Below are 13,425 nucleotides of genomic sequence, written 5' to 3' on the forward strand. Positions count from 1 at the left end.
GGACACAAGCTGAGATGTCATCTTGTCTCCGCCCAATGGCCGAAAATCGGGTTACGATAGTTTCATGGATACGAAGCTTCTCTTTCAGGATGCGGCTGGATTTGCGACACCGATGCTTGCTGTATTCGCCGTAGATATTGCAACGGAGATCGATGCAGATCCCTTGCCGGCCCTGCTGTCAACTTCGGACGCGGTAACGAACGCAGCAGCAAAGGTCATCGCATCGGGTGAATTTAAAGCAGCTTTTGGTGAAACGCTTCTCCTCCATGCCCCGAACGGCCTGAAGGCGGAGCGGCTTCTGCTGGTCGGATTGGGAAAAGCCGGCTCGCTCTCGGTGAATGAGGTGCGCAGAGGTGCCGGGGTGGCCGTGCGTGCAGCCAAGCCTCGCGGCCTGACGCAAATCGCTATTATCTTCCCTGAAGACCATGCTCTCTCCGACGAGCATCTCGACGAGCTTCCCTGCCTTTTAATGTCGCGCGCCGTAGTCGAAGGCGCTTTGCTGGCCGACCCCGATTACGACACCTATAAGACCACCCGCAAAGAAACCGCCTTGCAGACACTCTCGATCGTCGCCAAAGAGAATGAAAAGTCCACGCGCGCCGAGATTCAGGATGGCTTCAACGAGGGCCTCATCATTGCCGGCGCGCAGAACTTTACCCGCTCTCTGGTCAACGAGCCGGGCAATGTGCTGACGCCTACCGTGCTGGGCCAGCGTGCCGCGGAGATGTGTGCGGAGATGGGCCTGAAGTGCGAGGTCTTTTCGACGGAGAAGCTGCATGAACTGAAGATGGGGGCCTTCTGGGCAGTAGCACAGGGCTCTGCCGAGCCTCCGGCACTCATCGTTATGACCTACGAGCCGAAGCTCGAAAAAGGAAAGTCTCCGGCCAAGGACGCACCTGTCATCGGCCTGGTCGGTAAGGGGATTACGTTCGATACCGGCGGCATCTCCATCAAGCCCGCAGACGGCATGGAAAAGATGAAGTACGACATGGCCGGAGCAGGCGCAATGATCGGCGCAATGCGCGCCATTGCCCAGTTGAAGCCTAAGGTCAAGGTAATTAGCGTCGTCTGCTCAGCCGAGAACATGCCCGGTGGCAAAGCCTTCAAGCCTGGAGATGTGGTGACGGCCATGTCCGGCAAGACCATCGAGATCATCAACACCGACGCGGAAGGCAGGCTCGTGCTCGCCGATGGCCTGCACTATGCCAAAACATTGGGTTGCACGCATCTCATCGACGCTGCCACCCTCACCGGTGCGTGTGTCGTTGCCTTGGGTATGGTGAATGCAGGCCTGTTCTCCAACGACGACAAGACCTGCGAGAAATTTCTAGACGCGATGAATATCTCCGGCGAGAAGTTCTGGCGACTGCCCTGCACCGATGACTATCGCGAACTGATCAACAGCCAGATCGCAGATATTCGCAATACCGGCGGAACGCGCTGGGGCGGGGCCATTACAGCGGCGCTTTTTCTGAGGGAATTCGTTGGCGATACGCCCTGGGTGCATCTCGATATCGCCGGATGTGCCTGGAACGATGAGACTAAGCCAGCGATTGCCAAGGGGCCAACCGGCATCGGAGTGCGCTCCATCCTCGAGTGGGTACGAAGCTATTCGGCATAGCAAACTGGCCATGTAACCGGTAAAGAGGACTTTATCCGGTTACATGGAAACTCTTGTAACCACTAACAAGCGCTTTTACTGGTTACATGCGCTCGGGCGCTTCGATGCCGAGGTATCCCAGTGCGCGTGTCATCTCGCGCTGAGCAACAGCGGCGGTCGCTAGCAGGAGCACCTTGCGCGAGGCATCGGTCTCTTTGAGGATGTGGTGGCGGTGGTAGAAGTTGTTGAACTGCTGCGCGAGCTGGAAGGCGTACTTAGCCAGATAGGCCGGTTCTGCTGTTGCGATGCACTGCTCGATCATCAGGGTCAGCTTCGAGGCCAGCAGCCAGGTCTCCCACAGACTCGTCCCTTCTTCTGTGTCGAGGATCGAGCTGAGGTCGAGATCGGCGATAGCGGCAAGCGATGCCTCTGCCGTCGTCTCTGCCTTGCGAAAGATGTTGGCTGCGCGCACGATAGCGTACTGAACGTATGGCCCGGTCTCGCCCTCGAAGCTTAGAGCGTCTTTAAAGTCGAAGGCTATGACTGTATTTCGAGTGAAGCGCAGCATGAAGTAACGCAGCGCGCCTACGCCGATCTGCGTGGCGATGGTGCGACGCGCGGCGTCGTCAAGATCAGGATGGCGGGTGTCGACTTCGGCCTGCGCAGCGGCGATCAACTGATCGAGGAGGTCGTCGGCCTTGACGCCAAAGCCCTTGCGACCGCTGACCTCGATGTAGGATTTGGCCTTGTCTTCTTCGCTGATCGTATAGCCGAGCTCGATGGCGCAGCGCGGCGTGAGTGCAACCATCTCGTAGCTAAAGTGGGTGTAGCGCTCGGCTGCCTCGGTGAAGCCCATGCCAAGCAGCGCCTGCACGACGTTGTTCTGCGGATCGTTCTGCCGCGAGTCGATGACGTTGTAGATAGCGTCTGCCTTGCCGAAGACGGGGTGGCTGGGATCGCTCGGCCCATCGGTCGAGATCCAGCAGGTGTGCGTCGGATACTCGTGAAACTTCACATAACCGAAGTCCTTGCCGGGCAAAAGACCGAACTTCCAGAGATGGTAGGCGATGTCCTTGCCGACGTAGGTGACGGTGCCGTTGGAGCGAACGATGACCTTAGCGTCTTCATCGGTAGTACCGGCGGCGACCTCGGAACCAGCGCGGCGCATGACCATGCAGCCCTTGTTCTTGCCCTCGGTCTCTTCGTAGAGAACGCCTTTGGCGATCATTAGTTCACGCGCAGCGTCCCAGAAGTGGAGATGCAAGATCTCGCTCTCGCGTGGTAGAAAGTCATACTCAATGCTGAGCCGCTCCATCGTCTCGAGATGACGATGAAGGACAGCGGTCGAGATGAGATCGGCGATTGCCGCGGTCTCGTTGCCTCCGGTTTCGAGCGCGTGCAGCGTATCGAGACGTAGCTGCTTGCGCGCGGCGGCCTCTGATGGATCGGCGGTGTACCACTGCGAGACCCGCGCGTAGAGGTCCCAGCAGTAGAAGTCGATGCGTTCGCCACGTGCGCGTAGCTCGTCGAGCAACTCGCGTGTGCTCTCAAGCGTCTTGCCTTCAAGATGCACAAGACCGACGACGACATCGGCAACCTGCACGCCGGTGTTGTCGATGTAGTTTTGTACACCGACCTCGTAGCCGCGCTTGTAGCTGTCGGGACGAAGCAGCCGCTGAAAGGTGTCGCCGAGAATCGCATTGCGCAGATGGCCGATGTGGGCCGCCTTGTTGGGGTTGATGCTGGTGTGCTCGACGAGGCGGAAGCCGGGGCCGCCGACATCGGCGTGCTTGTCCCTTGCGATCTCCTTAACTACGGCCGCGCGACTCAGGCGCAGATTGAGGTAGCCAGCGCCTGCCACCTCTACGCTGGCAATACCTTCGAGCTCAGGCAGAACAGCGGTCAACTCTGCAGCCAGCTCTGCGGCAATGACACGCGGAGCCTTGCGCAGACGTTTAGCCAGCTCAAAGGCGACAGGCAGGGCGACCTCGCCCAGAGCGATGTTCGGCGGCTGCTCCACCGCGAGGGTCGCGATGGTCGTGTCGTACTTTGCAAGCAGGATGGCCTGGAGACGGCTTAGCAGGGACTGTTGGATTGTGCGATACATGCTTCGGGTTCACCGCTGAGAAGATATTTGATTTTGGACTGACTTAAGTTTACGTGAATCTTACAAAGACCACGCATGAGGCCGACAGCAGAAGATGCGATGCTGCATCTGCGCGCTGCTATTCGTTCGAGACAGCGGTGCTTTGCTGCTATGGCAGCTCGTTGGGGAGGCTTTCGATCTCATCGAGCAACGGCTTGTGGTTATGAATTCTGAAGCGATGAATGAAGAAGATCAACCCGCCTGCTCCGGTGATGGAGACGAGCATCCATGCGTGAATGGCGAGGCCGAAGACGGCGGCCTGGGCCTGCGGTGCGCCGTGGCTTGTCAGCGCCGATTTTACGGCCCACTCAAAGGTGCCGATGGCTCCGGGTGAGCTGGGCAGCATGTAGGAGAGATTGGCGAAGGAGACTGCCTCCCATGGGCCGAGGGCATCGGTGCCGAGGCCGACGAGATGGATGGCGGAGAGGAAGATCATTCCCTCGCAGAACCAGATGATAAAGCTTTGCAGGAGGAGAAGGAGGTTGCCCACGATTCCCTGCTGACGGAGAGTGTCTACCGCGAGGAGGAGCCAGTGTTCGAGCTTCTGGACGAGCTTGTTCGATGGCAACTTTGCGAAGATGCGGCGCAGAGGCGCTTCAAGGTGCGCGGCCACGAACATGAAGACGAGCAGGCCAACAACGGAGATGAGGACGGCGATGTCAGCGCCCTGGCGGATTTTGGCGGGTAGATCGCGGCCCATGGTGGCGATGAAGATGAGGCCGACCACAAAGACGTCGAGAAGTTTTTCGAGGATGACGGTGCTGAGGATGGATGACGGTGAGGCTCCGAGGTCGGGAGCGTAGGTGAAGATGCGCATGACGTCGCCGATGCGCAGCGGAAGAATGTTATTGGCCGCGAGCGAGGTCATCAGAACGCGGGCGCAGACGGCGAAACGCGCACCGGTAAAGCGCATCATCTGTGCCCAGCGCACGCAACGAAGGGTGTAGCCCACCAGCGTAAAGCCGAGGACTCCCAAAACCCAGGCAGGCTGTACCATGCGCAGCGCACGAATATGCGAGAACGAGATTCCTTTGAACGTGTACCAGAGAAAGAAGGCGCTGACGAGCAGGCCAGGGACCACTTTGATAAGATTGCGCCCGCCGCGCTGCTGCGTGCTCATGCGGTAATAGAGACCCGACGGAAGATAACGGCAGAGGACGCGAATAATGTATGCATAGGCAGCTTTATTGTACCGTCGCAGCCTGCCTAAATCGCTACAAAGCACAGGAATTCTGAGTGATCGAACTTAGGTGGAACAACAATTTGTTACCGCTGGTGTCCTAAATATTGGCGAGCTCCCGGACAGGCGGATTTTATTTAATCTGTAATGCAGCGTTCGAGAAACTCGCACAGAAATTACCCGCAGAGAATGGAGGCAGGCCCGTTTGTCGACGGCAGCAACAGTATCGGTTCCTTCTTCCTTATCGCATCGACTCGTTCGCCAATCGGAGCTGCGTTTTGCCTGCGTGCTGGTTAGCCTGCTGACGGCGCTGGTGCTGCTTGTGCACGGCTATCATCCTTACGCCGAAGACGGCGGACTTTATATGGCGGGCATTGAGCGGCTGCTCGATCCGGCGCTCTTTCCTCATGGCACGGTGTTTGTGACCGAGCATCTGCGGTTCTCGCTCTTTGCGCCGATGGTCGCTGCACTGGTTCGATGGTCACACCTGAGTCTTCCTGTGGTCCTTCTGTTGCTGCATCTCGCGACAGTGTGGATGGCCTTATTCGCGGCATACCTGCTGGCTTCAAGATGCTATGAATCGCTGAGAGCGCGTGTCGGCGCAGTCGCTCTGCTTGCTCTGTGGATTACGCTGCCGATTGCGGGAACGTCGCTGATGCTGATGGACCCGTACGTGACGGCGAGGAGCCTCTCGACTCCGTGCGTTCTGCTTGCGCTGGTTGGCGTGCTCGATGCCTTTCCTCTTCGAAGCGATGTGCAGGCCGATCGCCGGCGGGGATTGATGATGTGCGGAGCAGCGCTGGTCTTTGCGGCGGCGATGCATCCGCTGATGGCTGCCTATGGGTTTGGATGTGTTCTGATACTGGGCTGCATGCTGTCTCCGCTGCGCTGGGTGCGCCTCTGGGGGACGATGACGCTGTGCATCACCGCTATTGCCGTGGCTACCGCGATGCAGGTGCTGGCCCCTGCTGAGAGCGCTCTTTATGTGCGGGTGGAGATGACGCGCTACTACTGGTTTCCTGGAGCGTGGCACTGGTATGAGCTAGTAGGGCTGGCTGCTCCGCTGATGCTGCTTGCGTATGTCGGCCTCAGAGGCTCGTCCGAGAGTAGCGCGTCACGCGTTGCTCTGGCGCGGATGGCGGTGATCTGCGGTGGGATGGCTGTCGTGATTGCAGCGCTGTTTGCCCGGCAACAGACGGCGACCCACCTGGTGGCGCGGCTGCAACCGCTGCGCATCTTTCAGATCGTCTACATCGTCATGATTCTTGCCGTAGGCGCAGCGCTCGCGGAGCGGGTCTTGCAACGGCGTCCGATGCGATGGGCGGCTGCGCTGGTCTTGTTGTCGGGAGTGATGTTCTCTGCCGAGCGGCTCACGTTTCCCGATTCGTCGCATGTGGAGATGCCATGGATGACGACGCACAATCCGTGGGAGCAGGCGTTTGTCTGGATCAGGCACAACACGCCGAAGACGGCCCTGTTTGCGCTCGATGCTCACTACATCACGAGCCCCGGTGAAGACGCGCAGTGCTTTCGTGCCATCGCCGAGCGCAGCGCGCTGCCTGACTACTCCAAGGATGGTGGCGAGGTCTCGGTCACTCCAGCGCTGGCTACGACCTGGGAGGCAGGAGAGGCAGTCCAGGAGCGGATGGATGCTGAGTCTGACGCGGAGAGGATCAGTATCTTGAAGCCTTTGAATGTGAGCTGGGTTGTGCTGAAAACAGCGACCGCAACGGGCTTCGATTGTCCTTATACGAATGCGGCGGTGAAGATCTGCCGGTTGCCTTAGCGCTCAGTCCAGCGAACGTTGCGGAAGCCCGAAGCCGCAGGTGCCGCAATGGTGCGAAGCCATGTAGCGATGTTGATATAGTCCTCGGCGATCGGCGTGTCCGGAGCATAGTCGACTACGGTCATTCCTTCGGCGAGCGCTTCGCTGACCTCAGGGGAGCGGCGAATCACGAAGGGCAGAAGGCGGTCTCCGAGCTTTTTACGCAAGACCTCGCGCACATCGAGATGCAGCGGCAAAGAAGGATCGAACTGGTTCAGCACATAAAAGGGTTGCAATGGCTGCGCGTCGCTGTCAATTAATCCGCTGAAAAACTTTTCGACAAAGCCCAGGCTGATGACGGAGTTCATGTCAGGAGCGACGGGAATCAGCACGGTCAGATTCATCCGCGCCATCTGCCGAATCACCCAGCCCGAGGCCGCCGACAGGTCGAGCAGGATGCGGTGCATGCCCTGGCTGTTGGTGATCACCTCTTCGATGAAGCGCTGCTGCGCGCCTTCCTCTCTTCCCTTCTCTTCCATCTCGTGGCTGACGAGATAGATGGGCGCGTCGGTGCTTCCGCTGGGAGGAGAGAAGGTGCGTACGGTGTCGTGTTGCAGATCGTTGGCACCAAAGTAAAACGGCAAGAGGCCATGCGTTGTGGTGTCGGTGAGCAGCACCTTCTCACCCATGGCAGAGAGAGAACGGCCCGCGGTCGCAACCAGGCTGGTCTTGCCGACGCCGCCTGCCAGAGAGTAGACGGCAAGCACAGGAGTGCGCGTCTCCTTTTGCCGCAACGATACGGCGTCTGTCTCTTCACTCTGCTCAAAGACGCCCTTAAGTGCAAACCATCGCGAGGCTACCCGCTCGCGGGAGTATTGCAGCGTCTCGGCGACGGAGGGCGAGGGGGAGTTTGGAAGCGTGCCCAGAGGTTTGGCCGGAATCTGCAACGTCGGCGGCGCGTAGAGCCATGCGGGGCCAGCGGCATCGGGCGGACAGGCTGCGGAAGGAGCAAGCGACTCCTCTAATGAACCCGAGAGCTCCGAGGGGGCGGGTTCGCGGCCAAAGTCTTCTTCGGGATAGAGGTTGTAGAGGGCGTTGACTCCGGAGACTGGCTCATCAGCTTCACCTGCCGGGACTGGCTCGTATCCGGGCTCGCGATAGATCTTGCCTACGCCCGGTATCTCTTCGACGTTGCGAAGAGCAGACTGGGAGACGGCAGCCTGTCGACGGCGCAGATCGAACTCAGCATCGCGAGCAGCCTGTCTCTCGGTAGGATCGACGATACCGTGTTTCTCTCTCGTAGCCAGACTCTCAGCCGCGACAGTTGCCTCGGCCCTGCGCACGCCTTTGCGACGCTCCACTCCATCGGCGCGCGGTGCGCTGTCGGTCTCGCGCGAGGGGCGAAAGACTGAGGTATCGGGGATGCCGGCATTGACGGTCTTTGCAGAGGCGGCCACTTGCTGCTCCTCTTCCTGAGCATTCGTGCGATGGCGGACCGGATTTCGGGATTCACGGTGCAATGCAGAGAAGTCGCGGTGTTTGGTTCCGTGCAGGTTTGCCCAAGAATATTGAGGCGACGACTCTTTGGGAGTCTTGGCCGGCGGAGCTTCGTTCGGATTTTTGTCGCGAAAATCCATCATTGCTCGTGGTCTGCATTCGGTAGCGGTATATCGTCTGCGACCTCGAGGGTTTCCGCACCTACCGTAGTAGCCTTGAGGCTACCGGGGGACACAAGGCGAAGTCAATCCAACCTTAGCCACCTGTGGGGTTACTAAAGTTCGCTCCCTGAAGAGGTTCGGCGCTGGGCGAAGAGCTGCCGCTAAATCAACAGCCCCGGATGTGCTAACTTTGTAGTGTGGTTTGAGAGCGTAGCTCAGTTGGTAGAGCATCGCCCTTTTAAGGCGTTGGTCCTGGGTTCGAGCCCCAGCGCTCTCACCATAAAATCAATAACTTACAAGCAGAAAAGACACTTCCCTCATACTCTGTGAGGCACATTTGGGCCACTTCTTAAGTGCCCTTGGGTGGACTCTTGCCGATTCCGTGCCCCAGATTAAATCTGCTGTGGTAATCCACATTATTTTCGCCTATTATTCGCCTATGGGCGGACGAGCATCATCGTCATGCAGAGAGGCTAGCAGGGTTTGCTGGTGAATTCCGCACCCATAACTGTGTGAAGCATGGAAGAGGATAAGACCATGACAGAAGAAATCCTGGCAGAACTATGGAAGATCGAAGACCTTGCAGTCTGCAAGGACGGAATGACATTGGCCCACGATTTCTTGCGGAGTTGCATGTCAGCCCTTCAGTCCGATAATTCCTCAAACTTCAATGCACGGTTTGAGAATTTCAAACGACACCGAGATACCTGCGAGAAATGCAGCGGATTGGAAGCTGTTGCGTAGGTGCTCCTATCCGCAATCTGTTGAAGAAAAATCAATCGATCCCAAGACTTTGCAATCATGCTCCGCGTGAATGAAGCTTTTCTTAGATTCTCGAAGGCCGCACATCGTACAAAATTCTCTTAGCTTTTGATCCTGCTTCCGATCAGCACCACGGCACTCGCTGCGGGCACGTGAACTTTGCCTGAGGCATCGTGCAAATGGATGGGTTCGAGCCTGGCCGGATGCCAGCTTCCGTCAGCGGCAATGTTAGCACCGGCAAAGGTGACTCCCTGCTTGCTCTCGAGTGAAGGCCCGGCGAGACGCATGGCGGTAACTCGAGAGAGGGGTTGCCGGAAGGTCAGCTCGATCTCTGCGTCGCGAGAGGCATCTTTATTAATGATGGTGACTGCGATGCGATGCTGGCCCTCTGCGGTCGCATAGACGGTCAGGTTGGTTGGACCGGAATCGTAGTTGAGGGCGAGCTTTTCTCCGCGGCCGGCATAGGCGAAGGCGAGCATTCCGTAGTAGTCGGGAGCGGCGGTGTAGTGTCCCTTGCCGTCGTCGTCGATCGGCGAGTAGGAGCTGATGAAGTCGAGCTGGTTTACGCCAGTCTCGATGTTGACCCCGCTGCCACCGCCCCATGCCACGGCCAGCATGTAGTCTAGCGTCCAGAGCGCGGAGCCGAAGGTGTTGCTGACGCCGGGCTTGCCGCCGCCGGAGAAAGAGTTGGTCTCGCAGAGGCGGAAGGGGAGATGCGCTCGCTCGGAGATGTCTTTGAGCGTCGCCAGCAGCGATGTCAGTTTGGGATCGCTGTGCAACAGCTCGTCGAGCGTGCTGGCTGGATTGCCTGCGCCGCCGCGGTAGTAGTGGTGTGTCAGCAGGCTCAGATCCTTGCCTTCATCGTTGGCGAAGCGCTGCGCCCAATCGTTGTCCAGAGCGGCATCGGGACCGGCGAGCGGAACGCCGGGCAATGCCGCACGGAGCGCAGATTTGAAGTGCCGATAATCTGTGAGGTAGTTTTCGTAGCTATAGCCATGTGGCCTGTGTCCCTCGTGCGCGAAGAGGTCCGGCTCGTTGCCGATCTCGAAGGCGAGGAGCTTGTCTTTGGCTATCGCCACGATTGCCTTGGCCTCTTCGATCGCATTCTGCTGGCTTCCGTTGCCGAGATTGAGACCCCAGATCAACTGCCAACCGGTGGCATCGAGAAAACCTCCTAACTGCTGAAGGCTTTCTTCGTTGATGACGCTTCCTTTGGGAGTTGAGACCAGCTTGCCTTGTGGGTCGAAGCGGGAGTAATCGGAGGTATTGCCTCCGATGCGGATGACTCCGCTTCTTCCCAAGGTACGGACGAGTTGCACGTAGGTGCGGTTCGCGGGTGACAGCAGATTGTTGGTCGAGACGGAAGAGATCTCGTAGCCGAGACCTGTAAAGCTGGATGGAATTGAGCCCATCGTGCGCGTGGCATCGACGTGGATGCGAATGGGTTGCGAGGCTGCAGCCCCCGCATATTGAAAGGCGCTCATGGCTCGTGAGGTCAGGCTTTGGCCGCAGATTAAGGCTGCGCCGCCTAAAAAGGCCCTGCGAGTTGTGTCCATTTTTCTGCTCATCGTCTCCCTATCGAATTATCGGGCGCAACTTTAGGTGATTCACGGCACGGTAACACGCTACCAAACTTATCGTGCGAGCTGCTTAAGGCTGCACACACGCTTTATCTTCTCGTCACGACGATTGCGCTGCTCGATTCGGTGTAACTTGCAATTCGAGGCGGAGGCTCTTAAGCTTTTCAACCGGGCGGCATTCCGGCATTGGACTGTCACCCAAATCACATACTTCGATGAAACGTTTATAGCTGCACTCTGCCATGCCTGCCGTAACTTGCCCAGCGACTCGATATGCTTCACCAGGAGGAGAGCGATTACTACTTTACGACGGCGAGATTTTGTCAAAGCTCTTGTAGCGGTATCAGCAACGGCCACGACCGCGATGGGACAACAGGGGGCAGCGCCTGTAACTCCTTCCATCCAGCCTGCTGTGCCAACGGCCCCAGGTCCAGTTCCATGGATGCGCGGGCTCATGGAAGTTAAGCCTCTGCCGATAGCGCCTCTTATTCCTGACGCAGTGGCCCAGACGAATGCCACCTTCTTCAGTCATCAGCAACTGGCGACGTTGCGTAAATTGAGTGAAATTCTGTTGCCTCCGCTAAAAGGCTATCCGGGGGCCACCGATGCCGGCACACCGGAGTTTCTCGATTTTCTGATTGGAGCTTCGCCGTCCGATCGTCAGCAGATGTATCAGTCTGGCCTGGACCGATTAGATGCCGAAGCGAAGCAGCACTTTGGCGTGCCGTTCTCCGAGGTGAAGAAGTCGCAGGCGGACCAACTGCTTCAGCCGTGGATGAAGACCTGGATGACCGACCATCCTCCCACCGAACCGTACGCTCATTTCATCAATATTGCTCATAGCGACATCCGCACGGCAACCATCAATTCAGAGGCGTGGAGCAAGGCAGCGAACAGCAAAGGAAATCAGAACGAAGGCATGGGGTTGTATTGGTATCCCATTGAGCCTGATATCCACCGAAAAGGTACTGGAGCATTGAGCAATCCTGTTGCCGACAAAGGTCATTGCTAGTGCTGACGAGTTAGCAGCGACCTGCACCTTTCTCCTTGCCGTCGATGGTGAGGGACAAACTTTGCGTGACTGGATATCGGCAACACGCTATCCAGAGAAACTGGGAGATCATGGCGGAAGAAATAGTTGACGTTCTCATTATTGGATCGGGCCACTCGGGCGGAATGGCCGCAAAAATTCTGACGGAAAAGGGCATCTCGTGCCTGATGTTGAATGCAGGGCCGGTTGCAGATGTTCACAAAGATACGGAGTCGAAGCCCGCGTATTCGTTGCCTTATCGCGGATTCAGCCAGCCCGGCAGGTTGCAGCACGTCTTTCAGTCGAACGAGTTTAATGCGAACACCTGGGTGGATGAACAAGAGGTTCCTTACACCTACGATGCGCAGCATCCTTACAACTGGGTGCGCGTGCGGTTGTTTGGCGGACGCTCGCTCTTCTGGTCGCGGCAGTCGTTCCGGCTGAGTGACTATGAGTTCAAGGCAAAGTCTCACGATGGCTACGGCGACGATTGGCCGATCAGTTTAGCCGATGTAGCCCCCTATTACTCGCGGGTTGAGGCGATCTTTCGTGTGCTGGGCCGACCCTATGGGATGCCGCAGTATCCGGACGGAAATTTCGTTCCGGATAACTCGCCGTGGACGACGTGCATGCAGCGTTTTGTGGACGCGGGAAAGCAGAAGGGTGTTCCGGTTTGCAAAGCGCGCAGCTCTCTGGGAGTCGATGGACTGGCAAGCTCGGTCAACCTGCTGTTGCCTGATGCATTTGCCACTGGCAAGCTGCGGGCCATTCCGAATGTGGTGGTTCGCGAGCTGAGAGTCGACAAGAACACCGGGTTGATAAACGAAGCTCTTTTTGTCGATCGGCTTTCGCGGCGCGAGATGTCGGTAAAGGCCAGGGTGGTGGTTTTGGCAGCAGGAACGCTGGAAAGCACACGCCTGCTGCTGAACTCGAAGCTGGCGAACTCGAGCGGCGTGATGGGTCACTATCTCATCGATCAGATCTACGGAGCCGGCATTACCTGCTCCGTTCCCGAGGCGCGCGATGGTAAGGCCACACGAGAGATGATGGGCGGCAGCGCGCTGATTCCCCGTTTCCGCAACATCAATACGAAGGAGAAGAACTTTATCCGCGGCTATGCCTTGAATGTGCACAGCAGCATGGGAGCCATGGATCCGCGCAACTTTGCAGCCTATGGAGAAGACCTGCAGAAGAAGCTGGATAGCTATAACGGCAGCGGATTCGGTGCCGGAATTATGGGCGAGGTGCTGGCGCGATATGAGAACCACGTAAGCATCGACAAAAATGTTGTCGATGCGTGGGACATCCCGGCGCTGCATATCGATACGAAGTACACCGACAACGAGTTCAACATGGCACGGGACGCCGTCGATACCAGCATCGCGCTGGCCGAGGCAGCGGGCTTCGAGGTTCTCTCCAAGAACTATGATCCCAACCCGCCGGGTTACAGCATCCACGAATTAGGCACCTGCCGCATGGGCGATAACCCGAAGACCAGCGTGCTGAATAAATGGAGCCAGAGCCACGATATTAAAAACCTGGTTGTCGTGGATGGAGCAAGCTTCGTCAGCTCCGGTTGGCAGAACCCGACAATGACCATTGTGGCGCTTGCCATGCGCGCTTCAGAGCATCTTGCCGAAGAGATGCGCAAAGGAAATGTTTAGTACTTCCCTTCCATCAACCGCATTGAGATTCAAGAAAGAG

General features: G+C 57.8%; 8 protein-coding genes and 1 tRNA gene. 5 read left to right on the forward strand and 4 right to left on the reverse strand.

Annotation, left to right across the window (positions count from 1 at the left end):
* The first annotated feature begins 64 nt into the window (after nucleotides 1–64).
* Nucleotides 65–1,621 (forward strand): leucyl aminopeptidase, encoded by a 1,557-nt coding sequence (locus IEW09_RS06730; protein ID WP_188553433.1) that lies wholly within the window; start codon nucleotides 65–67, stop codon nucleotides 1,619–1,621.
* A gap of 82 nt (nucleotides 1,622–1,703) precedes the next feature.
* On the opposite strand, the gene IEW09_RS06735 is transcribed toward IEW09_RS06730, so the two are convergent.
* Together IEW09_RS06735 and IEW09_RS06740 are read right to left on the reverse strand one after the other, a co-directional pair.
* The gene (locus IEW09_RS06735; protein WP_188553434.1) at nucleotides 1,704–3,707 is read right to left on the reverse strand and encodes an arginine--tRNA ligase; all 2,004 of its coding nucleotides are present in this window, start codon (nucleotides 3,705–3,707) and stop codon (nucleotides 1,704–1,706) included.
* 148 nt (nucleotides 3,708–3,855) lie between these two features.
* Nucleotides 3,856–4,866, reverse strand: a complete 1,011-nt coding sequence (locus IEW09_RS06740; RefSeq protein WP_188553435.1) for a lysylphosphatidylglycerol synthase transmembrane domain-containing protein — start codon at nucleotides 4,864–4,866, stop codon at nucleotides 3,856–3,858.
* 265 nt (nucleotides 4,867–5,131) lie between these two features.
* Between IEW09_RS06740 and IEW09_RS06745 the strand changes: the two genes are divergently transcribed.
* The gene (locus tag IEW09_RS06745; protein ID WP_188553436.1) at nucleotides 5,132–6,712 is read left to right on the forward strand and encodes a hypothetical protein; all 1,581 of its coding nucleotides are present in this window, start codon (nucleotides 5,132–5,134) and stop codon (nucleotides 6,710–6,712) included.
* Here IEW09_RS06745 and IEW09_RS06750 read toward each other — a convergent pair.
* A complete protein-coding gene (locus IEW09_RS06750) occupies nucleotides 6,709–8,331 on the reverse strand; it encodes a cellulose synthase operon protein YhjQ/BcsQ (RefSeq protein WP_188553437.1) in 1,623 nt (540 codons plus the stop codon). The genes IEW09_RS06745 and IEW09_RS06750 overlap by 4 nt on opposite strands.
* Before the next feature lie 222 nt (nucleotides 8,332–8,553).
* On the opposite strand from IEW09_RS06750, the gene IEW09_RS06755 reads away from it, so the two are divergent.
* Nucleotides 8,554–8,629: transfer RNA gene (locus tag IEW09_RS06755), tRNA-Lys, on the forward strand.
* Between the two features lie 583 nt (nucleotides 8,630–9,212).
* Here the strand turns inward: IEW09_RS06755 and IEW09_RS06760 are convergent.
* Nucleotides 9,213–10,679: a glycosyl hydrolase family 79 C-terminal domain-containing protein gene (locus IEW09_RS06760; RefSeq protein WP_188553438.1), complete on the reverse strand. Its 1,467-nt coding sequence runs from the start codon at nucleotides 10,677–10,679 to the stop codon at nucleotides 9,213–9,215.
* Nucleotides 10,680–11,145: 466 nt separating this feature from the next.
* On the opposite strand from IEW09_RS06760, the gene IEW09_RS06765 reads away from it, so the two are divergent.
* Together IEW09_RS06765 and IEW09_RS06770 are read left to right on the forward strand one after the other, a co-directional pair.
* Complete coding sequence (locus tag IEW09_RS06765) at nucleotides 11,146–11,703, forward strand: gluconate 2-dehydrogenase subunit 3 family protein (protein WP_188553439.1); 558 nt, start codon at nucleotides 11,146–11,148, stop codon at nucleotides 11,701–11,703.
* 110 nt (nucleotides 11,704–11,813) lie between these two features.
* The gene (locus tag IEW09_RS06770; RefSeq protein ID WP_188553440.1) at nucleotides 11,814–13,385 is read left to right on the forward strand and encodes a GMC oxidoreductase; all 1,572 of its coding nucleotides are present in this window, start codon (nucleotides 11,814–11,816) and stop codon (nucleotides 13,383–13,385) included.
* The last annotated feature ends 40 nt before the right edge of the window (nucleotides 13,386–13,425 follow it).

Source organism: Edaphobacter dinghuensis (assembly GCF_014640335.1).
Lineage (GTDB): Bacteria > Acidobacteriota > Terriglobia > Terriglobales > Acidobacteriaceae > Edaphobacter > Edaphobacter dinghuensis.

What these genes read in the sequence shown, in the direction of transcription:
- IEW09_RS06730 (WP_188553433.1), top strand. Translation starts at nt 65, where the DNA reads ATGGATACGAAGCTTCTCTTTCAGGATGCGGCTGGATTTGCGACACCG.
- IEW09_RS06735 (WP_188553434.1), bottom strand. Translation starts at nt 3,707, where the DNA reads ATGTATCGCACAATCCAACAGTCCCTGCTAAGCCGTCTCCAGGCCATC.
- IEW09_RS06740 (WP_188553435.1), bottom strand. Translation starts at nt 4,866, where the DNA reads ATGAGCACGCAGCAGCGCGGCGGGCGCAATCTTATCAAAGTGGTCCCT.
- IEW09_RS06750 (WP_188553437.1), bottom strand. Translation starts at nt 8,331, where the DNA reads ATGATGGATTTTCGCGACAAAAATCCGAACGAAGCTCCGCCGGCCAAG.
- IEW09_RS06760 (WP_188553438.1), bottom strand. Translation starts at nt 10,679, where the DNA reads ATGAGCAGAAAAATGGACACAACTCGCAGGGCCTTTTTAGGCGGCGCA.
- IEW09_RS06765 (WP_188553439.1), top strand. Translation starts at nt 11,146, where the DNA reads ATGGAAGTTAAGCCTCTGCCGATAGCGCCTCTTATTCCTGACGCAGTG.
- IEW09_RS06770 (WP_188553440.1), top strand. Translation starts at nt 11,814, where the DNA reads ATGGCGGAAGAAATAGTTGACGTTCTCATTATTGGATCGGGCCACTCG.